This window comes from Methylobacterium sp. WL64 (assembly GCF_008039945.1).
Classification (GTDB): domain Bacteria; phylum Pseudomonadota; class Alphaproteobacteria; order Rhizobiales; family Beijerinckiaceae; genus Methylobacterium.
On sequence record NZ_VRVA01000027.1, the window covers coordinates 35,549 to 59,576 of the forward strand.

21 protein-coding genes, 1 tRNA gene, 1 rRNA gene and 1 other RNA gene are annotated in these 24,028 nt (G+C 70.0%); 11 read left to right on the top strand and 13 right to left on the bottom strand.

What is annotated here, in order from left to right; translation table 11 throughout:
* Positions 1-45: 45 nt before the first annotated feature.
* The 5 genes from hflC to FV242_RS14300 all read right to left on the bottom strand — a co-directional run bounded on the left by hflC (position 46) and on the right by FV242_RS14300 (position 4,702).
* Positions 46-999 carry a protease modulator HflC gene (hflC, locus tag FV242_RS14280; RefSeq protein WP_147857461.1) on the bottom strand — a complete coding sequence of 318 codons (954 nt, stop codon included), beginning with the start codon at positions 997-999 and terminating at the stop codon, positions 46-48.
* On the bottom strand, positions 996-2,189 hold the full coding sequence (hflK, locus tag FV242_RS14285) for an FtsH protease activity modulator HflK (RefSeq protein WP_147907469.1): 1,194 nt from the start codon (positions 2,187-2,189) through the stop codon (positions 996-998). Before hflK ends, hflC begins: the two co-directional genes overlap by 4 nt.
* 292 nt (positions 2,190-2,481) lie before the next feature.
* Complete coding sequence (locus tag FV242_RS14290; RefSeq protein WP_147939379.1) at positions 2,482-2,973, bottom strand: dihydrofolate reductase; 492 nt, start codon at positions 2,971-2,973, stop codon at positions 2,482-2,484.
* Positions 2,970-3,764 carry a thymidylate synthase gene (locus FV242_RS14295; RefSeq protein WP_147907471.1) on the bottom strand — a complete coding sequence of 265 codons (795 nt, stop codon included), beginning with the start codon at positions 3,762-3,764 and terminating at the stop codon, positions 2,970-2,972. Before FV242_RS14295 ends, FV242_RS14290 begins: the two co-directional genes overlap by 4 nt.
* 92 nt (positions 3,765-3,856) lie before the next feature.
* A complete protein-coding gene (locus FV242_RS14300; protein ID WP_187278422.1) occupies positions 3,857-4,702 on the bottom strand; it encodes a CPBP family intramembrane glutamic endopeptidase in 846 nt (281 codons plus the stop codon).
* On the opposite strand from FV242_RS14300, the gene ssrA reads away from it, so the two are divergent.
* From ssrA to FV242_RS14315, 3 genes are all read left to right on the top strand, one after another.
* Positions 4,694-5,075, top strand: a transfer-messenger RNA (tmRNA) gene (gene ssrA, locus FV242_RS14305). The two genes, FV242_RS14300 and ssrA, sit on opposite strands and share 9 nt — an antisense overlap.
* A gap of 66 nt (positions 5,076-5,141) precedes the next feature.
* On the top strand, positions 5,142-5,756 hold the full coding sequence (locus FV242_RS14310) for an SspB family protein (protein WP_147907472.1): 615 nt from the start codon (positions 5,142-5,144) through the stop codon (positions 5,754-5,756).
* A gap of 37 nt (positions 5,757-5,793) precedes the next feature.
* Positions 5,794-5,979 carry a hypothetical protein gene (locus tag FV242_RS14315; protein WP_147939380.1) on the top strand — a complete coding sequence of 62 codons (186 nt, stop codon included), beginning with the start codon at positions 5,794-5,796 and terminating at the stop codon, positions 5,977-5,979.
* 273 nt (positions 5,980-6,252) lie between these two features.
* Here FV242_RS14315 and FV242_RS14320 read toward each other — a convergent pair whose 3' ends face one another.
* On the bottom strand, positions 6,253-6,492 hold the full coding sequence (locus tag FV242_RS14320) for a hypothetical protein (protein ID WP_246692704.1): 240 nt from the start codon (positions 6,490-6,492) through the stop codon (positions 6,253-6,255).
* Positions 6,493-6,552: 60 nt separating this feature from the next.
* A complete protein-coding gene (locus FV242_RS14325) occupies positions 6,553-7,959 on the bottom strand; it encodes a cytochrome P450 (RefSeq protein ID WP_147939381.1) in 1,407 nt (468 codons plus the stop codon).
* A 121-nt stretch (positions 7,960-8,080) separates the two neighbouring features.
* Between FV242_RS14325 and fumC the strand changes: the two genes are divergently transcribed.
* The 4 genes from fumC to FV242_RS14345 all read left to right on the top strand — a co-directional run bounded on the left by fumC (position 8,081) and on the right by FV242_RS14345 (position 10,763).
* Entirely contained in the window at positions 8,081-9,496 is a 1,416-nt protein-coding gene (gene fumC, locus FV242_RS14330) for a class II fumarate hydratase (protein ID WP_147939382.1), read from the top strand.
* Between the two features lie 108 nt (positions 9,497-9,604).
* On the top strand, positions 9,605-9,808 hold the full coding sequence (locus tag FV242_RS14335; RefSeq protein WP_147939383.1) for a DUF4169 family protein: 204 nt from the start codon (positions 9,605-9,607) through the stop codon (positions 9,806-9,808).
* 25 nt (positions 9,809-9,833) lie between these two features.
* Positions 9,834-10,064 (top strand): ribbon-helix-helix domain-containing protein, encoded by a 231-nt coding sequence (locus FV242_RS14340; RefSeq protein WP_147939384.1) that lies wholly within the window; start codon positions 9,834-9,836, stop codon positions 10,062-10,064.
* An 81-nt stretch (positions 10,065-10,145) separates the two neighbouring features.
* Positions 10,146-10,763, top strand: a complete 618-nt coding sequence (locus FV242_RS14345; RefSeq protein WP_147939385.1) for a ParB-like protein — start codon at positions 10,146-10,148, stop codon at positions 10,761-10,763.
* A 146-nt stretch (positions 10,764-10,909) separates the two neighbouring features.
* On the opposite strand, the gene queE is transcribed toward FV242_RS14345, so the two are convergent.
* Positions 10,910-11,542: a 7-carboxy-7-deazaguanine synthase gene (queE, locus tag FV242_RS14350; protein ID WP_147907480.1), complete on the bottom strand. Its 633-nt coding sequence runs from the start codon at positions 11,540-11,542 to the stop codon at positions 10,910-10,912.
* Between the two features lie 254 nt (positions 11,543-11,796).
* Here queE and FV242_RS14355 point away from each other — a divergent pair, with 254 nt between their 5' ends.
* From FV242_RS14355 to nth, 4 genes are all read left to right on the top strand, one after another.
* Positions 11,797-13,314, top strand: a complete 1,518-nt coding sequence (locus FV242_RS14355; protein ID WP_147907481.1) for a D-alanyl-D-alanine carboxypeptidase family protein — start codon at positions 11,797-11,799, stop codon at positions 13,312-13,314.
* A gap of 64 nt (positions 13,315-13,378) precedes the next feature.
* Positions 13,379-14,467, top strand: coding sequence for a GTP-binding protein (locus FV242_RS14360; protein ID WP_147939386.1), 1,089 nt, complete (start codon positions 13,379-13,381; stop codon positions 14,465-14,467).
* A gap of 103 nt (positions 14,468-14,570) precedes the next feature.
* Positions 14,571-15,083, top strand: coding sequence for a hypothetical protein (locus FV242_RS14365; RefSeq protein ID WP_147939387.1), 513 nt, complete (start codon positions 14,571-14,573; stop codon positions 15,081-15,083).
* 159 nt (positions 15,084-15,242) lie between these two features.
* Positions 15,243-15,848, top strand: a complete 606-nt coding sequence (gene nth / locus FV242_RS14370; RefSeq protein WP_246692705.1) for an endonuclease III — start codon at positions 15,243-15,245, stop codon at positions 15,846-15,848.
* Between the two features lie 9 nt (positions 15,849-15,857).
* Here nth and FV242_RS14375 read toward each other — a convergent pair whose 3' ends face one another.
* From FV242_RS14375 to rrf, 5 genes are all read right to left on the bottom strand, one after another.
* Positions 15,858-16,175 (bottom strand): HPr family phosphocarrier protein, encoded by a 318-nt coding sequence (locus FV242_RS14375; RefSeq protein WP_147907485.1) that lies wholly within the window; start codon positions 16,173-16,175, stop codon positions 15,858-15,860.
* 430 nt (positions 16,176-16,605) lie between these two features.
* On the bottom strand, positions 16,606-21,060 hold the full coding sequence (locus tag FV242_RS14380) for a translocation/assembly module TamB domain-containing protein (protein WP_246692706.1): 4,455 nt from the start codon (positions 21,058-21,060) through the stop codon (positions 16,606-16,608).
* Complete coding sequence (locus tag FV242_RS14385) at positions 21,061-23,004, bottom strand: autotransporter assembly complex family protein (RefSeq protein ID WP_147939389.1); 1,944 nt, start codon at positions 23,002-23,004, stop codon at positions 21,061-21,063.
* A gap of 758 nt (positions 23,005-23,762) precedes the next feature.
* Positions 23,763-23,839 (bottom strand) — tRNA-Met (locus tag FV242_RS14390).
* 97 nt (positions 23,840-23,936) lie between these two features.
* Positions 23,937-24,028, bottom strand: a 5S ribosomal RNA gene (gene rrf, locus FV242_RS14395); the annotation flags it as partial.

A 24,028-nucleotide genomic window follows, 5' to 3' on the forward strand; every position in this document is an offset into this window, starting at 1 on the left:
CGTATTTTCTTGCATCGTAGTCTGCTGGCGCCGGGGCGCCAGCGGTCAGCGCGTCGCGCCCGTCGAAGCGGTCGGGTCCGTGGGCCCGCGCGGCGTGCGCGGCGCCGAAGCCGTCGCCCGGCCCTGCGGGTCGCTGAAGTAGCGGAAGAAGTCCGAGCTGGGGCTGATCACCAGCCGCGTGTCGGAGCCCTTCAGACCAGTCTCGTAAGCCTGCATCGAGCGGTAGAAGCTGAAGAAGTCCGGGTCCTTGCCGAATGCCTCTGCGAGGATCCGGTTCTTGTCGGCGTCGCCCTGGCCGCGCAGTTGCTCGGACTTTTGCGTCGCTTCGGCGAGGATCACGGTGACCTCGCGGTCGGCCTTGGCGCGGATCGTGGCGGCGCTCTGGTCGCCGTTGGCGCGGATGTCGGCGGCCTCGCGCTCACGCTCGGTCTTCATCCGCTTGTAGACGGCAGCCGAGTTCTGCGCGGGCAGGTCCACCCGGGTCATGCGCAGGTCGACGATCTCGATGCCCAGCGCCTTGGCCTGCCGATTCACGTCCTCCTGGATCTGGTGCATCAGCTGGCCGCGCTCGGTCTTGACGATGGCGTCGCGGGTCGAGCGAGCGAGCACGTTGCGCAGGCCGGAATTGGTGAAGCTGGCGAGCCGCTGGTTGGCGAGCCCTATATTGCCCACCGCCTGGTAGAAGCGCAGCGGATCCAGGATGCGGTAGCGCGCGAAGGCGTCCACCTCGAGGTTCTGCCGGTCGGCGGTGAGCACCGTCTGCACCGGCAGGTCGAGGTCGAGCACGCGCTTGTCGAAGATCACGACGTTCTCGACGAACGGCACTTTGAAGTAGAGGCCGGGCTTTTCCTCGCCGGTGGCGTTGAGCACCGCGCGGACGCGGCCGAATTGCAGGACGAGGGCCTGCTGCATCTGGCCGACGGTGAAGATCGAGGCATAGAGCCCGATCGCGACGATCGCCGCGATGGCGATCAGGCCGGTGCGGAGAGCCTGTTTCATCGGGCGGCTCCCGTGGTGGCCGGGGACTGGGCGCGGGCCCCGAACTCGGTGAGGGGCAGCACCGGCAGGACGCCTGCCGCGGCGCCCGAGCCCGGCTGTGCGCCGTTCTGGTCGATGATCACCTTGTTCACGGAGCCCAGGACCTTCTCCATCGTCTCCAGGAAGAGCCGCTCGCGGCTGATGGCCGGGGCGGCCTTGTAGGAGGCGTAAACCTCGCTGAAGCGCGCGGCCTGGCCGGTTGCGTCGGCCGTCGCCTTCGTCCGGTAGGCCTCGGCCTGCTGGAAGATCTGCGACGCCCGGCCCCTTGCCTGCGGCACTTCGCGGCTGGCGTAGGTCTTGGCTTCGTTTTGTGCCGTGTCGGCGTCCTGCTGGGCGGCGTTCACGTCGATGAAGGCCGGCCGGACTTCCGGCGGCGGGTTCACCGAGACGAGCTGCACCACTTCGATCCGCACCCCGGCGCCGTACTCGTCCAGCGCCTTCTGGACCATCTCCTTCACCTCCTGGGCGATGCTCGACTGCTCGTTGGTCAGGATCGCCTGGATGTTGCGGCGGCCGATCACCTCACGCATCGCGCTCTCGGAGATCGCCTTGATAGTACCCTCGGGATTCTGAAGGTTGAACACGAAGTCGGAGGCCTTGAGCGGGTTGATCCGCCACTGCACCTCGAAGTCGAGATCGACGATGTTCTCGTCGCCGGTGAGGATCAGGCTCTCGTCCGGCACGTCGCGGTTGCGGCCCTGGCTGCCGGGCCCGGCGCGGAAACCGATCTGGATCGAGTTCTGCGAACCGACATCCGGCTTGACCACGCCGCCGATCGGATAGGGGAAATTGTAGCGCAGGCCCTCGCCCTTGGTGCCGACGTAGCGGCCGAAGATCGTCTCGATGCCGACCTGGCGCGGGTAGACGGTGTAGAAGCCGGTGGCGAGCCAGACCGCAACCGCGAGCCCCGCGATCACCACGGCGCTGCGGCCGCCGCCGATGCCGCTCGGGCCTCCGCCGCCATAGCCGTTGTTGCTGTTGCCGCCGCCCGGGATCAGGCCGCGCAGGCGGTCCTGCCCGCGCCGGAGCAGGTCCTCAAGGTTGGGCGGGGTCTTGCCGCCGCCGCCGTTACCCCACGGGCCGCCGCCGTTGCCGCCAGGCCGACCCCACGGGCCGCCGCCGCCACCGCCGCTCTGATTGCTCCAAAGCATCCTAGCCGTCGTCTCCTGCCTGCCCGCACCCGGTCCGCACACTGAGCGTGCTCCCCGGACCGCGTCTCCCTGCCTGAACGGCCACGCTCGCCCACCTCATCCCGCCCACCGGCCCGTTCGTGGGACGGGTAGGTCGGTTTGTTGGCTAAACGCCTGCGCGGGCGGCTCTTCTCACGAGGCCCGGAGCCCCATGAGATCGCACGCCCGACAGGCACCTGCGGGTGTGCGCCCCATGCTGTCAAGGCTGGCAGGTGGGCACGCACAGGCCGGAACACAACCGCGGCGGCGCGCCTCAGCGGATACGCGCCCAATCGACGTACGCGAAGGCGTGCTCGTCGCGCGGGCCGGCCAGGTGCGCCTCGCGAAACGTCTCGCGGAACGCGGTGCGATCGAAGGCGGGGAAGCGCACGTCGCCCTCCGGCTCGGCCTCGACCTCCGTCAGGTGGAGCGTGTCGGCGTGGGGCAGGGCCAGAGCGTAGATCTCCGCCCCGCCCACGACCATGAGCTCCGGCGCAGCCGCGGCCTCCGCGGCGGCATCCCAATCGTGGACCACCTCGGCGCCCTCGGCGCGGAAGCTGCGATCCCTGGTGAGCACCAGGGTGCGGCGGCCCGGAAGCGGACGGCCGATCGAGGCCCAGGTCCGTCGGCCCATCAGCATCGGCTTGCCCATGGTCAGGGCCTTGAACCGCTTCAGGTCGCTGGACAGCTGCCAGGCGAGCCCGTTGTCGCGGCCGATCACGCCGTTGCGGGCGATCGCGGCGACCAGCGAGATGGTCGTGCTCATACCGCCACCGGGGCCGAGATGGCCGGGTGCGGGTCGTAGTTCTCGATGGCGATGTCTTCGTACCGGAAGGCGAACAGGTCGCGGACCTCCGGGTTGAGCCGCACCTGCGGCAGTGGGCGTGGCGCCCGGTCCAGCAGGATCCGGGTCTGCTCCATGTGGTTCCGGTAGAGATGCGCGTCGCCGAAGGTGTGGACGAAGTCGCCGACCCCGAGTCCGGTCACCTGGGCGATCATGTGGGTCAGGAGCGCGTAGCTGGCGATGTTGAACGGCACGCCCAGGAAGGCGTCGGCCGAGCGCTGGTAGAGCTGGCAGGAGAGGCGACCGTCGCTCACGTAGAACTGGAACAGGCAGTGGCAGGGGGCCAAGGCCATCCGGTCGAGGTCGGCAGGGTTCCAAGCCGAGACGATCAGGCGGCGGGAATCGGGATTGCGTCGGATCTCCTCAAGCACCCAGGCGATCTGGTCGACGCTGCCGCCGTCGGGCTTGGCCCAGGAGCGCCATTGCCGGCCGTAGACCGGGCCGAGGTCGCCGTGCTCGTCGGCCCACTCGTCCCATATGGTCACGCCGTTGGCCCGCAGGGCGGCCACGTTGGTGTCGCCGGTCAGAAACCAGAGCAACTCGTGGATGATCGAGCGCAGGTGCAGCCGCTTCGTGGTGACCAGCGGGAAGCCTGCGGACAGATCGAAGCGCATCTGGTGGCCGAACACCGAGATCGTCCCGGTGCCGGTGCGGTCGTCCTTGGCCACGCCCTCGTCGAGGATGCGCCGCAACAGGTTGTGATAGGCGTCCATCCCGTATTCCTGCGCGTGTGCGGCGCCGCCGGCAAGCGCGCGGCCCGCCTATCCACCGTCATCGCCGGACCCGGTCCGCCCTTGTCACGCGCTCAGGTCGGCCAAAGCACGTAGGTCACCAAAGCGAGGTTCGACCAGCCGTGGAGCGCGATGCCCGGCCAGAGCCGGCCGGTGCGCCAGCGCAGCCAGCCGAGCACCAGCGCGAGCGGCAGCAGCGAGACCGGCCGGGCGAGCCCCCAGGACGAGACATGGGCCGCCGCGAAGATCACGGCCGTGATCAGCACCGCCCCCAAAGGCCCCAGGGCGTCCCGGGCGCGGGCGAAGGCCTCCCCGCGCAGCAGCAGCTCCTCGGCAACGGGCGCCAGCACCGCGAGATAGAGCAACCAGGCCGCGACCGCGCTCTGGCTCATGAACGGCGACAGTCGCACCCGCTGGCCGAAGCTCGCGCCGAATAATTCGGCGGTGCCTGTGACCCAGGCGATGTGCAGCACCGGCCAGACCAGGAGGAGCGCCAGCAGCGCGACCGGCCGCATCCCATTCGGGCGCTCGCGGTCGAGGGCGAGGCGTCGGCGCCAGCCGGCGGGGTCGCGCCACCAGGCGCCGCCTAGAACCAGGGCGGCGAGGTAGATTTGGCGCAGGGCATCGACCGCGAACGCGCGGTGGGCGAGTTCCACGGCGCCGAGGAACGGTCGGCGCTCGGTCGGCAGGAACGGATCGATCCCCGCCCACAGGTCGAACCCGACCCGGACGGTCACCAGGGAGAGCAGGCTCGCGGCGCCGAGATAGACGATCACGAGGCCGACCAGCAGTGCGAGCCGCCAGATCACCCCCCAGATCCGGTCGAGCATGGGCGCGGGACGGCTCAACTGCGCACTTCCGGCAACAGCCTGGTCAAGAGGTTCGCCCTGAGACAGTGGCGCGACACGATCGGGCTTCAAAACCGGACCGATCCCCTCTATATCTTGGGAGCCGGTCGCGAGGCCGGCTATGGCGATAAACGATCTTCGCAATAAACCGATCGGACCCGGGGGCGGTACCCGGCGCCTCCACCTGAGCCCAGGACCGATGGCCGCAAGGCCGACGGAGTTGGACTGGTCTCAGGCGGGGGCGAAGCAGGTTCGACGAAGGCGTAAAGGTTGATCTTTCGTTCGGTATGGTTCCGCCGTTATCGGGCCTTTGCAAGAGTCGCCAATGACACTTTTGCTTCGGTGGCGGTGGCCGCGTAAGCGGTTTCCAAGATCGGTCTCAAGTCCTCGCGGTTCGCATCGTGAAGGCGGGGCATGAAGGCGCCCGGCACCAGAAGTCGTCACTCATTTCCTCGGTCCGGCCATCCGCGGCGGGGCGCCGGGCGCAGACCGGGCTAGAGCGCGACCGCAGATGGCAGACGACCTGATTCGCTACGATCTCCTGGTGCAGGACGCCCTCCGCGGCGTCGTCCGCAAGGTGCTGACCGATGCCGCCCGGGACGGGCTGATGGGCGACCATCACTTCTACGTCTCGTTCCGGACTGAGGCGCCCGGCGTGCGGATGTCGCAGGCCCTGCGCGAGAAATACCCGCAGGACATGACCATCGTCCTGCAGCACCAATTCTGGGACCTCAGCGTCCATGAGCACACGTTCGAGGTCGGCCTGTCCTTCTCGGGCGTGCCGGAGCGGCTGCTGGTGCCGTTCGACGCCTTGTCGGGCTTCTTCGACCCCTCCGTGCAGTTCGGCCTGAAGTTCGATCTCAGCGAGGCCGGCGAGGCGCCCGAAGAGGCCAACGCCACCCAGGCCAAGACCGGCCCGCGCGGGGCCGGCTCCGAGCCGACCGAGGTCCGGCCCAAGGGGTCCGGGCTCGCCACGATCGGTTCGGCCGCCCCGAAGGGCCTGCCGGCCCCCGCCGCGCAAGGCGACAAGCCCGACGAGAAGGCCCCCCGCCCCGCCGCCAAGAAGGACGGTGAAGAGGGCAGCGCCGAGGTCGTGAGCCTGGACGCGTTCCGGAAGAAGAGCTGAACTCACCGGGCCGAATCGAGGGCTCGGGGATTCACCGGTGGACGAGATTTTTGCGGAGCCCCTCTTGTCGGCGGCGGAGCGCAAGAATCGTGCGAAACGCTTCGATGAGGGCGTGAAGCTCGTCGCGACCGTCTTCGACAATACGGCGCTCCTCACGGTCGGAACGACGTTCATCAGTCCGCTGGTTCAGCATCCCGCAGATGTCTTCGTCAATAGCGGCTAAGCTTTCCTGCTCGCGTCTCCCATCCGACATTTGATCTGGCGGATCGCGATCCGGTTGTTCCTGCGCCCAGACGCGTAGCAGGATGCCCCAGAGCTACGCCTTTCAAATCCTAACGATCGCCGTCGCCATGTCGACGCTTGGTCTTGGGGGGCTCTTCGTGGCTGCGCGCATCTATGATCGCAACACACGCCGGCTTGAGGCACGCTGGAGCGATTGAAGCATACGCCCAAAAATCAGTCCGATATGGCGAAGCACTCCAGCCAGTCCGTCTCCTTACCAGGCAGTCGTCACATCCGAACAGTTTGACGAAGGCGGCACCGGCCCGAAGAACGCGGCCATGCCGGCGAAGCCGATCGAAAGCGGGGTAAGCATGCGACCCCGACCGACCTTCAGGGTCTCGGCCTGAAGTTTCGACTGCTCCGCTACGAACTTCTCCGTCTTGGCTTTGGACCGCAGGACGCGGGCGACCTGCCCGGCGTAGTCCAGCGTAGCGAGCGCTGCGGTGTTAGACATCGGGGGGCTCCCTCCGCCCGGCCCAGAAGATATGAACCGGCCGGTACCCCGGCAACCCATTCAACGCCGCAGCTCGGCCTCCATCCGCAGGCCGTGCTCAGGCCGCAGCGTCACCCGGTGAAGTGGGCTGACCGGCGGGTGGTCTGCCGGCAGGTGGAAGCGCACAGCCCGGACCACGTGGGCCAGCACGATCACGGCTTCCTGGATGGAGAAGCTCTGGCCGATGCAGACCCGCGGGCCGGCCCCGAAGGGCAAGTAGGCAAAGCGCGGGATCGCGTCGCGGTTCTCGGGTAGGAAGCGCTCCGGGATGAACGCCTCCGGATTCTGCCACAGCGTCTGATGGCGGTGGAGTACCCAGGGCGCCACCATCACGAGCGAGCCGCGCGGAATCTTGATCCGGCCGAGCCGGTCGTCCCGGGTTGCCTGCCGGCTGAGGAACGGCACCGGCGGGAACAGGCGCATCGCCTCTTCGATCACCGCCCGCGTGTAGGGCAGCTGCTCCACGGCGAAATCGTCCGCGCCCGCCGCGTCGACCTCGGCCTCCACCCGAGCCTGCGCGGCGGGATCCTGCGACAGGCAGTAGACTGCCCAGGTCAGCGAATTGGCCGTGGTCTCGTGGCCGGCCGCGATGAAGGTGACAATGTTGGCCTTCACGGCGAGGTCCGAAAGGCCGTTGCCGGTCTCGGGATCCTGCGCGGCGAGCAGGAGGGTAAGCAGGTCGCGGGGGGCCTCGTCCTTCCCCATCAGCACCTTGCGCCGGGCGATGAGCTCGTCGACCACCTCGGCGAAGAAGCGCCCGGCCGGCCGTGCCCGCAGGCGGCCGATGCGCGGCACGAAGTCGGGCACGCCGAACACGTCCAGCGGATCGATCGGCCCGACCGCCTCGAGGAACCGGGTGATGGCGCGCCCCAGCGCGTCCGGATCGCCCGGCAGGCCTTGCGTGAAGATCGTCCGCTCCAGCACGTCGAGGGTGACGCGGGTCATCTCCAGCGCCACGTCGACGGGCTTGCCGCCCCGGCGGGCGAGGCGGCGCCCCAGTTTGGCCCCGGCCGCGTTCATCGCGTCGGAGAAGCCTTGCACCGTGCGGGCGTTGAAGATTGGGGCAAGCGTCCGGCGCTGGAGCCGCCACTCGTCGCCCTCGGCGCTCAGAAGCCCGTTGCCCAGGCCCGGCGCCAGCACCCGGCGCTGCAGATCGTCCTTGCGGTAACCCTCGACATTCTCGACCAGCAGGTAGCGAATCAAAGCCGGGTCGCTCACCACGGTGATCCGGCCCATGGCGCCATCGGCGGCCACGATCGGCTCCTTGAAGTGCACCTCCATCCAAGTCGTGATCGGGTTCTTGCGGGCGGCCCGGAGGAAGTCGAACAGGCCCAGCGGCTCGCGCAGCGGGCGCGGCACGGGCGGGCGGAACCGGGCGGACGCGCCCTCCGCCAGATCGCGGTCGGTTCGGTCGATCGTCGCGCTCATCGGCTCCTTATCCGGCGGGAACAGAGCCCCACTCTTGTCCGGCGCCGGGGAAAACCGGCATCGCGATTCATCCGTGCCTCATTTAAGTAGGCACCGCACTGCACCAAACGTAGAGGCCACGATGTCGCCCACCGAGACCGGAACCGCCACCCGCACCGAGTCCGACACCTTCGGGCCGATCGAGGTCCCGGCCCACCGGTACTGGGGCGCGCAGACGCAGCGCTCGATCCAGAACTTCAAGATCGGGACCGAGCGCATGCCGGCCCCGCTGGTCCACGCCCTGGGCCTTGTGAAGCAGGCCGCCGCGCTGGTGAACAAGGACCTCGGCGCCCTGGAGCCGAAGCTCGCCGACGCCATTGCGGCGGCCGCCGCCGAGGTGGTGGCCGGCCGATACGACGCGGAATTCCCGCTCGTGGTCTGGCAGACCGGCTCGGGCACCCAGTCCAACATGAACGCCAACGAGGTCATCGCAAGCCTCGCCAACGAGGCCCTGGGGGGCCAGCGCGGCGGCAAGACGCCGATCCACCCGAACGATCATGTCAACCGCGGCCAATCCTCGAACGACACCTTCCCGACCGCCATGCACATCGCCGTGGCCCGGGAGATCAGTGGTCGGCTGATGCCGGCGCTCACGCACCTGCACACGGCGCTCGACGCCAAGGCGCAGGCGTTCGCATCGATCGTGAAGATCGGCCGGACCCACCTGCAGGACGCGACCCCGGTTTCCCTCGGCCAGGAATTCTCGGGCTACGCCGCCCAGGTGGCGCTCGGCGGCTCGCGCGTCGCCGCGACGTTGCCCGGCGTGCTGGCGCTCGCCCAGGGCGGCACCGCGGTCGGAACCGGCCTCAACGCGCATCCCGACTTCGCAGAGAAATTCGCCGCTCAGGTCGCGGCGCTGACCGGCTTGGAATTCACCAGCGCCGACAACAAGTTCGAGGCGCTGGCGACCCACGACGCGCTGGTGTTTACGCAGGGCGCGCTGGCGGCGCTGGCTGCCGGCTTGTTCAAGATCGCCCAGGACATCCGCCTGCTCGGCTCCGGCCCGCGCTCCGGCCTCGGCGAGCTGTCGCTGCCCGAGAACGAGCCCGGCTCCTCGATCATGCCCGGCAAGGTCAACCCCACGCAGTGCGAGGCGCTGACCATGGTCTGCTGCCAGGTCGTCGGCAACGCCACCACGGTGAGCTTCGCCGGCTCGCAGGGCAATTTCGAGCTGAACGTGTTCAAGCCGGTGATCGCCAACGCGGTGCTGCAATCGATCCGGTTGCTGGCCGACGCCGCGGTGAGCTTCACCGACAATTGCGTGGTCGGCATCAAGGCCAACGAGGACAAGATCGCCGACCTGATGAGCCGCTCGCTCATGCTGGTGACCGCCCTCGCCCCGTCGATCGGCTACGACAAGGCCGCCGAGATCGCCAAGACCGCGCACAAGAACGGCACCACCCTCAAGGAGGAGGCGTTGCGTCTCGGCTACGTCACCGAGGCGGAGTTCGAGCGCGTCGTTCGGCCGGAGACGATGCTGGCCCCCAGCGCCGATTGAGTCGCTGACACATCCCGGACCCCACAAGGTCCGGGACCTCGTGGGGTCCGGGACGGAGCCCCGGTGACTTGGGGCCCCTGCCCCCGACCAAGAACTGGGAGGCGGTCCGTGGCCGAGATCATCAACCTGCGCCAGGTCCGCAAAGCCAAGGCCCGCGCGGCTGAGGATGCCAAGGCCGAGGAGAACCGGATCGCCTTCGGGCGGCCGAAGAAGGCCAAGACCCTGCAGCAGCGGCGCAAGGCCCTCGAGACCGACCGCCACGAGGGCCACCGGCTCGAGCGCGCGGAGCCGGATCCGGACGCGACCGCATGACTGCCTCGTTCGTGACCGACCCGGCGTGAGCGCCGGCATCAGCAAGCGCTCCGTGGTGATAGCCGGGCACCGCACCAGCGTATCCCTGGAGGATCCGTTCTGGGCGGCGTTGCGGGAGGTTGCGGAGGCGCGCGGCCAGTCGGTCCAGGCGCTCGTCGGGACGATCGATGCCGGGCGCGGCGGCCAGAACCTGTCCTCGGCGATCAGGGTGTTCGTGCTGGACGCCGTGCGCGCCGGACCGCTCGGCAAATCGTGAGCGTGATCCGGCCGCGTCGCACTTCCGCTGCACGACCGTCTGTGTGATCTGCGCGACAGAACAACGCAGAAAGCCCAGGTCATGCCCGTCCGCGAGCCGCTTCTGAAGCCGATCCCGATCGCCGATTTGCGCCCGACGCAGATGACGGTGGGCTACCGGGAGGTCGAGGAGAAGCGGCGGCGCTGGCGCAGCTACGACGGCGACAAGAAGAAGGCGTTCCTCGGGGCGCACATGATTCCGACCGTGCTCGGCCCGAAGAAGCGCCACTACGTGGTGGACCACCACCATCTCTCCCGGGCCCTGCAGGAAGAGGGCGTCGAGAGCGTGCTGGTCACTGTGCTGGCCGACCTGCATCACCTGGAGAAGGATGCGTTCTGGACGGTCTGCGACCACAAATCCTGGGTCTACCCCTACGACGCCGCGGGTGTCCGCCAGGATTTCAAGGCCATCCCGAAGGCGATCGGGGACCTCGTCGACGATCCGTTCCGCAGCCTCGCAGGCGAGCTGCGCCGGGCGGGCGGCTTCGCCAAGGACACGACGCCGTTCAGTGAGTTCCTGTGGGCGGACTTTTTACGCCGCAACATCAAGGAGAAGCGCATCGAGGCCGACTTCTCCGAGGCGCTGGAGAAGGCGATGGCGCTGGCCAAGTCCAAGGACGCCGGCTACCTGCCCGGCTGGTGCGGCCCCTCGGAGGGGTGATGCGTTGAGCGCAGCCCGGATCGCGCCGCATGGGGCGTCGGCCACAGCGCCACTCCTCTTGGTATCGGCTCGGGAAGGGAGATCATGGCCCTGTTCAGCCAAGGCAGGCCCGACGGTCGGCGTGGCGAACGGCGCGTCCGGCCTCCCTACGGTATCCCGATGATTTTGTGCGTCTGCAAGGACAGGCGCCAGCGGGCGTCCTGACGGCAATACGCGATGGCGGCCTGGGTGCTGGCGCGCTGCTCCGGGCCGTCCATCGGCTGCAGGAAGCGATGCCGGAAGGCGAGGCCGACGAAATCCGCCGGGTCGGCGTCGGCCTGGGGATAGACGAGCTTCAATTCGTGCCCGGTCTTTTGCGCCAGAAGATTGGCACCCTTGGGGCTGACGCAGATCCAGTCGATGCCCGGGGGGGCGGGCAGCGTGCCGTTGGTCTCGATGGCGATCTCGAAACCTTCGGCGTGCACGGCCTCGATCAGGGGCGTGTCGAGCTGGAGCAGCGGCTCGCCGCCGGTGAACACGACGTAGCGGCTCTCCGGCCCCCCGGACCAGGTCCGCGCGATGGCGCCGGCCAGCGCCGCCGCGTCGGCGAAGCGTCCGCCGCCCTCCCCGTCCAACCCGACGAAGTCGGTGTCGCAGAACCGGCAGGCCGCGGCTGCGCGATCCGCCTCCCGACCCGACCACAGATTGCAGCCGGCGAATCGGCAGAACACCGCGGCGCGTCCCGCCTGGGCGCCCTCCCCCTGCAGGGTGTGGAAGATTTCCTTGACCGCGTAAGCCACCGCTGTTCCCGAACTCTTCTCGCCTCACCGCCATCCCGCACATAAGCGGCGGACGGCCCGCGGACCACTGGCCGCCGGGCCACGCAGACCCGCGGTCGCGTCTCGCCTTGCTCTTGCCACGGTAGCGACGTTCATGCCGTGATGCAGCACGACGATCGCCTCCAGCGGTCCGAGCCGCGAGAATCCCGGCCTGCCGGCCGGACGTCCGGTGCCTCGGCGCCGACCCTGGCGATCCTCTGACGAGTCGGGCTCGAATGTCCTCTTCTCTCCTCCGGCGCGTAACCGTCGGACTCGCGGCGTTGACTGGTCTTCTCGGCACGAGTCTGATCGGGATCCAGGCCGCCAACGCGGTCACCGCCCCGATCCTCGTGGTCGATGTCGATTCCGGCAAAGTGATCTACGCCCAGGCGCCGACCGATCCCTGGTACCCGGCCTCGATCACCAAGCTGATGACCACCTACGTCGCCCTGGATCTGGTGCGGCAGGGCAAGGTCTCACTCGACTCGATGGTCACGATCTCGGCGGCGGCGGCCTCCGAGCCGCCCTCTAAGATGGGCTTCAAGCCGGGCACGCAGCTGACCCTCGACAACGCCCTCAAGATCATCATGGTCAAGTCGGCCAACGACGTGGCCTACGCCATCGGCGAGACGCTCGGCGGCTCGGTCGAAGGCTTCGCCGACCAGATGAACGAGACCGCGCAGCGGATCGGCATGCGCGACAGCCGCTGGACCAATCCCAACGGCCTGCCCGACCCGCGCCAGTGGACCTCGGCCCGCGACATGGCGGTGTTGGCCCGGGCGCTGATCCGCGACTTCCCGGATTCCCACGACTTGTTCTCGATCTCGGCGATCCAGTTCGGCCGCGCCGTCATGGCGAACCACAACGGCTTGCTCGGCCGCTATCCCGGCGCCGACGGCATGAAGACCGGCTTCATCTGCTCGGGCGGCTTCAACGTGGTGGCGACCGCCTCGCGCAACGGCCGCCGGGTCATCACCATCGTGATGGGCCAGCCGAGCCCCCGCGAGCGCGACGTGAAGGCTGCCGACCTGTTCGACTACGCCTTCACCCAGAGCGCCGGCTGGACCAGCCCGACCCTCGATGCCTTGCCGGCCTCCGCGCTCGGCGCGCCGCCGGACATCCGCCCCTACGTCTGCGGCGGCAAGAAGCCCCCCGCGATCGACGACGGCGCCGGCGCGGTCAGCGCTCCGGGCTCGGCGGCGCAGCTCATCGGCGGTTCCGCAGCCAATTCCCCCGCCCTCGCCATGGCGGCCTTCTCCAGCCCGGCCTTGCGCGCCCGGACGCTGCCGCCGCGGGCACCGCTCCAGCCGATCGCGGTCTGGGTCGGCCGCAACCCGGCGGAGGGCCAGCAGATCCTGGAGGCCCAGGAGAACGCCCAGAAATCCGCAGCCGCCAACACGCGCGCCGCCAAGCTGGAAGCCGCCAAGGCCAAGCGCGAGGCCGCGCTGCAGGCCGCCAAGCAGGCCCGCGAGACCCGGCTGGAGCAGGCCAAGGCGGCGAGCGCCGCCAAGGCCGCGGCCAAGCCGGCCTCGAAGGTCGCCGCGAAGCCGGCCCACGGCCTGCCGCGCAACGCCAGCGCCTACACGTCCGTCGAGACACCGGGCATGCCGGAGGCCAAGCCCGGCAAGGGCCTCTCGAAGCCCGCCGCCAAGTCCCCCGCCAAGCCCGCAGCCCAGCGGTCGTCGGCCAAGCCCGAGGCCCGGAAGGCCGAGGTGAAGAAGCCTCAGGGCAAGAAGGCCGCCGCCGAGGAGTAGCGGCAGCCCGGCATCGCACGCCGACGCGTTGCCTCCGGACCCGAAAAACCCCATCTCGGCGGCCATGTCATCGACTGCCTCGCCCGTCTCGGATCCTCGCCGCCCGGAGCCCATCCCACTCACCGTGCTCACCGGCTTCCTGGGAGCCGGCAAGACCACGCTGCTGAACCGGCTGCTGCGCGATCCGGCACTCGCCGACACGGTGGTGATCGTCAACGAGTTCGGCGAGATCGGGCTCGACCATCTGCTGATTGAGTCCATCGACGAGGACATGGTCCTGCTCGGCGCCGGCTGCCTGTGCTGCACGGTGCGGGGCGACCTGATCGCCACCCTCGAGGACCTGCTGCGCAAGCGCGACAACGGCCGGATCACGCCGTTCCGCCGGGTTGTGATCGAGACCACCGGGCTGGCCGACCCGGCGCCGATCCTGCACGCGCTGATCTATCACCCGTACCTGGTGCTGCGGTACCGCCTGCAGGCGGTGGTGACGGTGGTGGATTCGGCGACTGGTGCCGCCTCCCTCGACACCCACCCGGAGGCCGTCCGGCAGGCCGCGGTGGCGGACCGCATCGTCCTGACCAAGGCGGACCTCGCCGGCGACACCGCCGGGATCCGCGCGCGGCTCGCCGCCCTCAACCCGGCAGCCCCGATCCTGCCCCCGGACGCGCCGGCCGAGGACTTGCTCGGCGGGCTGTTCGGCCTCGACGGCAAGGGCGCCGACGTTCGCGCCTGGCTCGGCGACGCGGCCCTGGAACTTCCGCACCAGGCCGACGTGAACCGCCACGATGCGGCGATCCAGGCCGTGTGCCTGACCAGCGCCGCGCCGGTGCCGCGCCCGGCCTTCGAGATGTTTATGGACCTGCTGCGCTCCGGCCACGGCCCGAAGCTGCTCCGGCTCAAGGGTATCGTGGCGCTGGCCGATGACCCGGAGCACCCGATCGTGGTGCATGGGGTCCAGCACGTGTTCCACGCGCCCCTGACCCTGCCGGCCTGGCCCGACCCCGACCACACCTCGCGGCTGGTGCTGATCCTGCGCGACCTCGACCCGGCCTTCGTCCAGCGCCTCTGGGACGCGTTCCTGGGCCGGCCGCGGGTGGACGCGCCCGACGCCGCCGCGCTCACCGACAACCCGCTGGCGATCCCGGGGGGCTGATCCGCCGGGCGGCACCGTCCTTGAAGCCATCGACCCGAACGGCGCCTCCGGGGCGCCCCCGCGTCCCGGACTGGGACGGTTGGTCGAAGGATCGGGACAGGCGATGGCGCAACGCTTCACCGTGATACAGGGTGGCCTCACCGGGACGGCGGTGCGCGAGCCCGCGTCGGAGCGGCCGCATCCCGACCTCGCCCTGGCCTGGAGCCGGGACGCGCAGGCTGGCCCCCTCGCGCCGCACGATGCCGCCGAGGTGGTGGATCGTGCGATCCGCACCCGCTTGGCAACTCTCGGTCGTCCGGTCCGCGGTGGCGGCCTCGTCGCGGCGCCGGTTCGGCCTGCGGAACGTGCGCGCCTTACGCGGACGATCCCGGCCGACCGCCTCCTCGGCGTACGGCCCGCTGGCTGGGCGCCCCAGGCCGTTTCCGTACCGGTCTTCGACGATCGCGCTCCGGCCGCCACCGCACCATCCGAGCCCGCGCGGATCGGGTTGGCCGGCCGCCTCACCGCCCGGAGCGGGGTGCTGCGGCTTGCACTGCTGCGCCGTGTCGATGCGATCGCGGTCGGCATGCTCAACTTCGGCGCCGGCCCGGTGGCCTGGCGCCGGGCGCGGGGCTGAGCGGGGCCGTCAATCCGCCGCGTGTCGGTCCGGCCATCGCGACCCTAGCTGGTCCCCATGGCGCGCGACACACTCCACGGCCTCCGGCCCAAACCCCGCCGGACCAAGGGCCCCGCGGCGCCCGCATCCCCCGGAACACCTGAGCGGGTCGAGGCCGTGATGGCGCGCTTCGCCGCGGCCGATCCGGCCCCGAAGGCGGGGTTCGACGACACCGATCCGTTCCGGCTTCTGGTCACCGTGCTGCTCTCGGCCCAATCCACCGGCCCGACGGTGGCGCGCATCGCCGACGCGCTGTTCGCCCTGGCCAAGGATCCGGCGGAGATGCGGGCACTGGGCGAGGGGGAGATCACCGACATCATCCGGCCGGTCGGGCTCGGGCCGTCTAAGGCGCGCAACATCGTCAAGCTGTCGGCGACCCTGATCGAGACCTACGGCGGCACGGTTCCGCGCAGCGCAGCCGAGATGCGCCGCTTGCCCGGCATCGGCCGCAAGAGCGCCGAGGTGACGGCGAATTTCGCGTTCCACGAACCGGTGGTCGCGGTAGACACCCATGTGTTCCGGGTCTCGAACCGGATCCCGCTGGCCCCTGGCGGCACGGTGGACGCGGTGGCTGACGGCCTCGCCCTTGCGGTGCCGGAGCGGTTCAAGGACGGCGCCCATGTCTGGCTGTTCCGGCACGGGCGCGACACCTGCACGGCCCGCAAGCCCGCCTGCCCGCGCTGCCCGGTCTCGGACCTGTGCACGTGGCCCGGCCGGGAGACCTGAGCGGGCCTCCTACTCGTCCTCGCCAAACCGGTTGGCCAGCAGGGCCTCGATGGCGTCGAGGCAGGTCTGCGCATCCGGGCCGACCGCCGTAACGGCGATGCGGGTGCCCATGGCGGCGCCCAGCGTCAGCAGGCCCATGATCGACCGCCCGCCAACGGTCTCGCCCGCCCGGGTGACGGTCACCACAGCGTCGAAGCGCTCCACGGTCTGCACGAACTTCGCCGAGGCGCGGGCGTGGAGGCCGCGTCGGTTGATGATCGGCAGCATCCGCAGGAAGCCGCCCTCCGGGACCTCCGGATCGTCATCCGTCTCGAAAAGCTCGTCCATCGCCCTTCGCGTTTCCCACCCGAACCGCGGCTGACCGCGCGGCTTACTTCGACACCTAAGCAGACTTGTCGCGCCCGGCCAACGGATCTTCGCCCGAGGTGTTTGAAGGGGTGTGGGTTTTGAAGGTGAGGGCACACCGTGATGTGGTGGACGGTGATCCGGTCATTGATCGATCGGTCACGCAGGAGAAGCGAACCCGGAGGTCCGCAACCCCCCTCTGCCTTTGCGGACTCCGATGTTCCCATATCGGCTTTCAGAGGATGCGACGTGCCGCCTCTTCCGCACGGGAGAAGGGAGCCTCGCTAGGTCCTGCGCACGTATCGCCCAGCTTGATCCGTGGATCCGTCAGCCCGCAAACGGGTGAGGCATTGCGCCCATCATCGACGGCACGCCAGTCGCTTCAAGCGGAGGAGCAAGGAACGCCCCGCTCCTACCACTCGTATTCCGCACCGACACCCAGACTGGTGCGCCCATCGCTCCCCGCCTCGCCCTTCAGCTTGATCCGGCGCGTCACGTCGAAATCGACGCCAACTGCGGTGTCGGCGGGCTTGGCGCCCGCCTTCACACCGACGGAGACGCGGTCCGAAATGTAGCGCGAGGCGCCGAGCGCCGGGCCGCCGCTGGCGCCCGTGGAGACGTCGAGGCTGTCGAGTCCGAGGCTCTTGCGGGCCTGCTCGAACACGTCCGGCCCGGCCGCACCGCCCGAGAGCTGCGCCACGGCCTGCGCGAGCTGGAGTGCCTGGAACGGCGACAGGCCGCCCGCGGCCTTCTTGAACAGCAGGCGCGACAGGATCTCGTCCTGGGGCAGGACCGGATCGGAGGTCAGGCTGAATTGCGGCGCGTCCGCGTAGCCGCTCACCGCAACCCGGGCGGTGACGTCGCCGGCCTTGGTCTCGGCGGCGAAATCGAGTTCCGGCGTGGTCAGGCTGCCCGCGAAGGTCAGGTTGCCGCGGCTGAAATCGAGACGCTGCCCGACCAGTTGGAACACCCCGCGGCGCATGCCGAAGCCACCGACTGCGTTCGGCGCGCGCGACGTGCCGGTGACTCGGAGCGATCCGCCGAGCTCTGCATCGATGCCGCGCCCGCGCACGAAGATCCGGCTTGGCGCCTCGATGCGCACGTCGAGGGTGGCATCGAACGGCACGGCGGGTTTCTTCTGCCGTTTGCCGGGTGTGACGGCCGCCTTGCGGTCCGCCCGCAGCGCCAGCCGCGCCCGGACGTCGGGCGGCGTGTTGACGTGGCGCACGCCCGGCAGGGGCTTCACCGTTGAGGGCAGCCGATCGGGCACGGCCACGTCGATCGACACGATGTCGATCCGGCCGGCGATCCGCGGCGTCCGGGCCAGCGGGCCGGCCAGGGTGAGATCGACGCTCGACACCGCATTCATCAGTGGGCTGGAGACCAGCTCCGCCTTGTCGGCGGTGATATGGAACTGGCCGGGGAAATCCGGCTCTAGGGCGACCCGCCCTGTGACCGAGAGGCGGCCGCCGTTCCGGGCGGACGCCGTCAGGCTCTCGACCACGAGGCTGTCGCCGCGGCCGGTCACGCGCCCGTCGATCGCGGTCAGCCGGATGCCGTTGACCGGGTCGGTGAAACTGCCGCCGCTCAGCACCGCCGAACCCTGGGCCTTGGGCGCCGCCAGGGTGCCGGTGACGCCGCCATCGATGGCGACCCGCCCTGTGACGCTCTGCCCGCCGGTGCTCAGCAGCGTGTTGGCAAGGGACGCGTCCAGGGTGCCGCGGGCGCGCAGGTTCAGCGGGCCTCCGGTCTCCACGGGCAGCGAGCCCGCCACCGTCAGGGCGACGCCGCGCCCGGCCGTAATCCGGCCGTCGAGGCTGGCCTGCCCGTCCGATAGGGCACCCTTGGCGCTGGCATCGACCGGCGGCAGGCCGGCCTGCCGGGTCTGGGGTGCCACAAGCTTGGAGACGGTGAGCGCGTAATGACCCTCCGGGCTCGCCGCGGGGCCGTGGAGGTCCGCATCGCCGTCCACCGTACCGGAGAGGGCGAGGTCGGGCGCGGCGATCCGGGCCAACGACAGGGGCAGCGCGCGGATCGCCACCTTCAGATCGAGATCCCGCCCGGCCCGGCCCGAGACTGTGACCCGGCCCGTGCCCGCCGCGATCGACAACCCGTCGATCACCGCGCCACCGTCGCGCAAGGTCACGGAGGCCGGTCCGGTCAGGGCGAAGCGGTCGCCGCCGCGGGCAGCCGAGAGGCGCTGAATCTCGATGCGGGTGTCGTCGTCCGGCACGACCCGGACTGCGCCGTCGAGGTTGAAGCCACGCGCCTTGGCGGTGAGCGTCACGTCGCTGCCCGTCGGGCTGCCGATCGCGGCGAGCCGGACCGTATCGATCTGTTGGCTGGCGGCGAGGAGCCGGTCGGCGTCCAGGCGTCCGTCGAGGACGGGATGGGCGCGCAGGTCGCGGCCCCTCAGGTCGGCGTCGAGGCGATTGAGGCCATAGGCGCCGTAGCGCAGCGCGGCACCGGTCGCCCGGATCGCGGCATCTTGGCGGCCGCCGTCCCGGGAGAGGGTGACCGTGGCATCGAGCTGGCCGGCCACGGGCTCCGGGGCGAGCGGGGAGATGTCGGCGAGATTGGCCGCCTTCACGGATAGCGTACCGGCCGACAGCCAGGTCTCGGCCGCCACGATGGCGTTGCCCGAGACGGCCACCGAGCCGAGGTTGAGGTCGAGCCGGTCGAGCACCCAGTCGGGCCCCGTCCTCGCCACGTGGGCGCCGCCGCGCAGCGCCTTGCCGGCGACGTCGCCGGCCAGCGTCAGCGTACCGTCCGGCGCCAGCAGGGCGTCTGAGAGGATGGCTTCGGCCCGCAGGTCGCGGATCGGCTTGCCGTCCGCGGTCGCGGCCGGCGCCGTGACGGTCGCGGCGAGTTGGGGATGCTCGAGGGAGCCGGTCATGCGCGCGTCGATACCGGCGCGCCCGGTCAGGCGTCCGTCGAGGTCGGCAAGGCTCTTGAGGTCGATCCGCCCGGTGACGTCCGCGCTGGCCGAGGTCGCCTCGCCCTGCAGGGTCGCGGTCAGGCCCGAGCCCTCCAGGCGCAGATGATCGAATCCGTAGCCGTCATAGGATTGCGACACCCGCCCTTGCAGCGTCGGCGCGCGGCCGAGCGCGCGGTCAACCGCCGCGATGCCGGTGGCAAGGCCGGCGCTGGTGACGGTCAGGTCTGCCGCCAGCGCCTTCCGGGCCGGGTCGCCGCTGAGGCGCGCCTTGGCATCGACGCTCCCGGCGAGCCCGCGCCCGGCGAGGCCGGAGAACATCGCCAGGTCCGGCAGCGCGGCGTCGAGGGTGCCGGTCAGGGTGTTCTGTCCGACCCGTCCGGCGTAGCTCGCCTTGGCGGTGTCGGATTCGATCCGGAGGCTCGACACGTCGATCACCCCGTCCGGCCCGGAGGCCGCCCGCAGGGTCAGTTGCGCGCGGCTGCCGAGAGCGCGACGCAGGGCCGGGTCCGCCAACCGCAGGCCGTCGACCTTGCCGTCCGCTGTGATGGAAAAATGCTGGGCGGACGGGTCGCCCTGGGGATCGATCCCGAGGCGCGCCTCGATCCGGTCAAGGCTGGAATCCCGGCTACGCAGGCCGGCCGCCTCGAGGGTCCCCCGCACCGTCGGCGCGGCGAGCGGCCCCTTCACGCTGCCGTCGAAAACCAGCGTGCTGATCTCGGCCTCGCCGGCCTTGGTGACCGCGCCCTCGGTGGGCAGGGCGCGGGCCTGGAGCGTCAGGTCGGCGATCCGGTCTTTGGTCAGGCTGCCGCTGGCAGCCAGCCGCGCGGTCCGCGAGGTCAGCTCCAGCCGGTCGATCCGGAAGGCGCCGCTATCCGCGAAGGCGAAGCCGCCGTCGAGCTTGGTCGTGCCGGCGAAGACCGATGCGGCTGGACCGGGCACGAGGCCCTCGATGCGCGCGGCGAGATCCAGGGCGAGCCGCCGCTCGGCGCCGATCCGGGAGATCTTGGCGCCGCCCTTCGCGCCGATATCCGGGCCGGCGGTGAAATCGAGATGGGCGTTCCAGGCATCCAGCGTGCCGGTGCCCGCGAGGTCGAAGTCGATCGGAGGCGTGCCGGGAACGTTGGCCGCCTTGGACAGCAGTCCGCCGGCCGGCTCGACCAGGTTGGCCTTCAGCTCCAAACGGTCGCCCTGCGGCACGTAGACGAGGGACAGCAGGAAGCGTCCGGCCGCGTCGAGACGCTGGGCCCGGGCCTGCAGGTCGAGCCCTTCGCTGGCCGCGCCGAGCCGCGCCTTGCCCTCGGCCGAAAGCCGGGCCGGCTGGCCGGCCACGGGCTCGCCCAGCACCAGCTCGGCCAGCTTGAAGCCCTTGATCTCGACCTTCACGGGCAGGTCCGGCAGCAGCTTGCCGTCCGGCTTGGCCTCCGGCGGGGTCGGGCCGGGGATCGGCCGGCGCAGCACGTCGATCCGCCCGATCTCCAGGCTGTCCACCTCGAGCCGGCCCGACAGCAGCGCGAGGCGCCGCCAGACGATCCGGGCCCGGTCGAGCTTCAACCACACGCCGTCGCGGTCGCTCACCGCCACGTCGCGGATCGTGGCGTCCGAGGACAGCGCACCGTCCACCGCCCCGATCGCCACGCGCGAGGACGGTGTCGAGAGCGCCCGGGAGAGCAACCCGCCGAGCACGGTCTTCTCGCCGTCGTCCGCGCGGGTCGGTGTAATGATCGTCAGCGAGAGGGTGGCGAGGAGGAGAAGGCAGGTCAGCGCGAGCGCGATAGCCTTTTCAGCGCCGAGGGGCGCAACGCACGAGAACCGGTTCGGAACGGCTGCGAAGCTTCCCCTTTCCGGCACGGCAGAGGGGACCCGCGCCACGCCCGGTGATGTGTTGGGCCGGATGGCGATCTTGCTCAGTCTCCCGAAAAAACCAGCCATTCAGAACGCCTGCCCCAGGCTGAGATACAGAACGGCCGGGCGGACATGGCCGCCCTTGTAGGGATCGAGCGGGAAGGCGAGATCGGCGCGGATCGGGCCGATGCCGGTGTAGTAACGCAGCCCGATGCCCACCGATTTCCGGATCTTCTCATCGAAATCCGGCACGGCCGAGGCGAAGGCGGTGCCCGCATCGAAGAACGGCACCACTCCGATCGTGTCGGTGATCTTGATCCGCGCCTCGAGCGACGCCTCCAGCAGGCTGCGGCCGCCGATCGGCAGGTTGAACGGACCGATCGGTCCGAGCGTCCGGTACGGATAGCCCCGCACCGAACCGCCGCCGCCCGCGAAGAACCGGAAATTGTCCGGGATGTCCCCGAGCGGCGCACCCGAAACCGAGCCGAAGCCGATCCGCCCAGCGACGATGTAGCGGGATTCGTCGTCCAACGAATAGTAGGTCGAGCCCTGCGCCTTCGCGACGACGATCCCGGGCGAGGAGATCGCCCCGGGATAGGCGGCCAGCGACGCGATCGCCCGGAACCCCTTGGTCGGATCGAGCAGGCTGTCGGTGGAATCGTAGGTCACCGAGGCCGGTACGCCGATCAGCCGGTAATTGACCGTGCCGAGCGCGTCCTTCGAGCGACCGGCCTGCGCGTCCAGCCCGATCTGCGCCGAGAAGGTATCCGAGAACCGGTGCCGGATCGCGGCCGAGACCCCGCCGCCATCCACCAGGTAGCTTTGCTGCACCTCGCGCGTGATGAAAGCGTTGGCCAGGAAGTCGTTGCGCGTGCCGCCGAGGGCAGGCTGAACGTAGGTCGCCGACAGGCGCCCGCCCAATCCGTTGGTGCCGATCCCGGCGATCTTGCGCTGGGTCGCGAACGGGTCGTTGCCCAACCCGAGGTAGTAGATGTCGGCATCGAGCCGGAACGTCTCACCGCCGCCGAACAGGTTGCGGTTGGCGTAGTAGGCGCGCACGCCGGGGCCATCGACGGTGGAATACCGTGCGGAAACGCCGACGAGATTGCGCTCGCGTTCGCTCAATTCTGCGAAGAGCGGCAGGTTTCCGTCGGCGTCGAGCGCCGTACCTTCACGGATCCGCGCCGCGCCGATCGCCTCGACGCGCGTCAGCGACCGGCGGATCGCGGCCACGGCCTGGGGCGAATACGGGTCCCCAGGCTCCGCATAGATGAAGGATCGGATCGTCGCCGGGTCGATCCCAGGCGCCCCATTGACCGTCACCGGCCCCAGCCCGGCGACGGGACCGGGCTCCATCGTGAAGGTCACATCCATGACGTGGGCGGTGTCGTCCACCACCGGATCGCGCGCCACCACCTTCGCGAAGGGGTGTCCTTGCGCCCGGAACTGGTCGACGATCCGGGCCTCGCGGGCCAGCACCGTCGCCGACCGAGCCGGAACATCGTCGTCGACCCGGGTGATCCGCGGCGGCAGCACATCCTCCGGGAACAGTCGGCCCGCACGATCCCGCACCGTGATCCGGCGCAACGTGTAGCGTGGCCCGAGATCGATCGCGATCCGCACCGGCACGAGGCCGCGGTTGCGCCAACGTTCGGCGGCTCCGACGGCGGCCGCAGCCCCAGCCTGCCCCGCCACCGGAACCGAATCGATCCGGATCGCCGCCGTGCCCTGATAATAGCCGTACCCGGACAGCACGTCGGCGAGCTTGGGCAGGTCCACCTCGGCCCGGCGCAGCAGCCCCTCCCCGTCCGGCGGCGGGTCCTGCCGCAGCCGATACAGGGTCGAGATGTCCTGAAGTGCCTGAAGGACGTCGGAATCGTCCGTCCCCGTGATGCGGACCGCATAGGGCAGCGCCGTCGCACTCGGCGCCGGCGGCTCGGGCTCCGAGCCGAACAGACCGAAGAGGTCGAAGGCGTGCGCCGGCTCGGCAAGCACCGCGCCGAGCGGCACGGCCATCGCCGCGGCAAGCATCAACCGCGGCAGCGCATTGCGCGCACCGGTGGAGCTCGATCGACTCAGGCGAGCGGACAGGCGCAAAGCGCGCTCTTCAGCCCCGATGACGGTTGGCCGTGCCGCTCGCTGTAAAGTCCATTGAACTCCCCCCTACACGCCATGCAGCGTACCCCAATCCTCCTTAACGGTCCTGCGACCCGAGGCCAATAACAGCTCAGCGATCGACCGGGGATGAAGTTTGTCGCATCATGGCATAGGCGCCGCAGCAGGACTTAAGGTCGCTGGTTACGTAGGCGGGCAATGTAGGCCAACCTGCATCGCGGCCGATCCTGCGGCATTGCCGCGAGCAGTCCCGATGACCGACATTTGCACGCACAACAGCGGTCGTTGGGGGCCGGGGCCTGAACGCGTGATTTTCAGAACATGGGATGAGGGAGCCTGCAGCTCGCTAACCGTCAATCCCGGAGCGACGTTGTCGCGGATAAGCCGGGGCGGCAGTCAGACGAGGCCGGCATCGATACGCCCGACCGGGCGCCCTCGATCGCCTGGATGGCGCACAGGTCTAAACGATCAGGATCGTATCGGCCTGATTCAGGGATCGCCCGGACGCCGCCTACCCTCCCCTTCCCCGGAAAGGCGCGCGAAGTCGGGCACTGGAAACTCTGGCGACGATCGGAAATGGGTTAGGGATTTAGTGGGGAGACACGAAACAGCCGGTCCGCGTGAGCGGACCGGCTGTCTGGCTGGATCGTGGTGATCGTTGTTGTGTGTGTGTTTGGTTGCGGGGACAGGATTTGAACCTGTGACCTTCAGGTTATGAGCCTGACGAGCTACCGGGCTGCTCCACCCCGCGCCAAGAGTGTGCGGCTGATCCGGGCTGGCTGGCGCCGCTGGGCGCGCTCCGGGGCCGTCGTGGTGTGCGTGTCGAGGGATGTGTTTGCGATGTGCGGGTCTGGCGGCGACCGACTCTCCCGTGCCTTGAGACACAGTACCATGGGCGCTGGCGTGTTTAACGGCCGAGTTCGAGATGGGATCGGGTTCT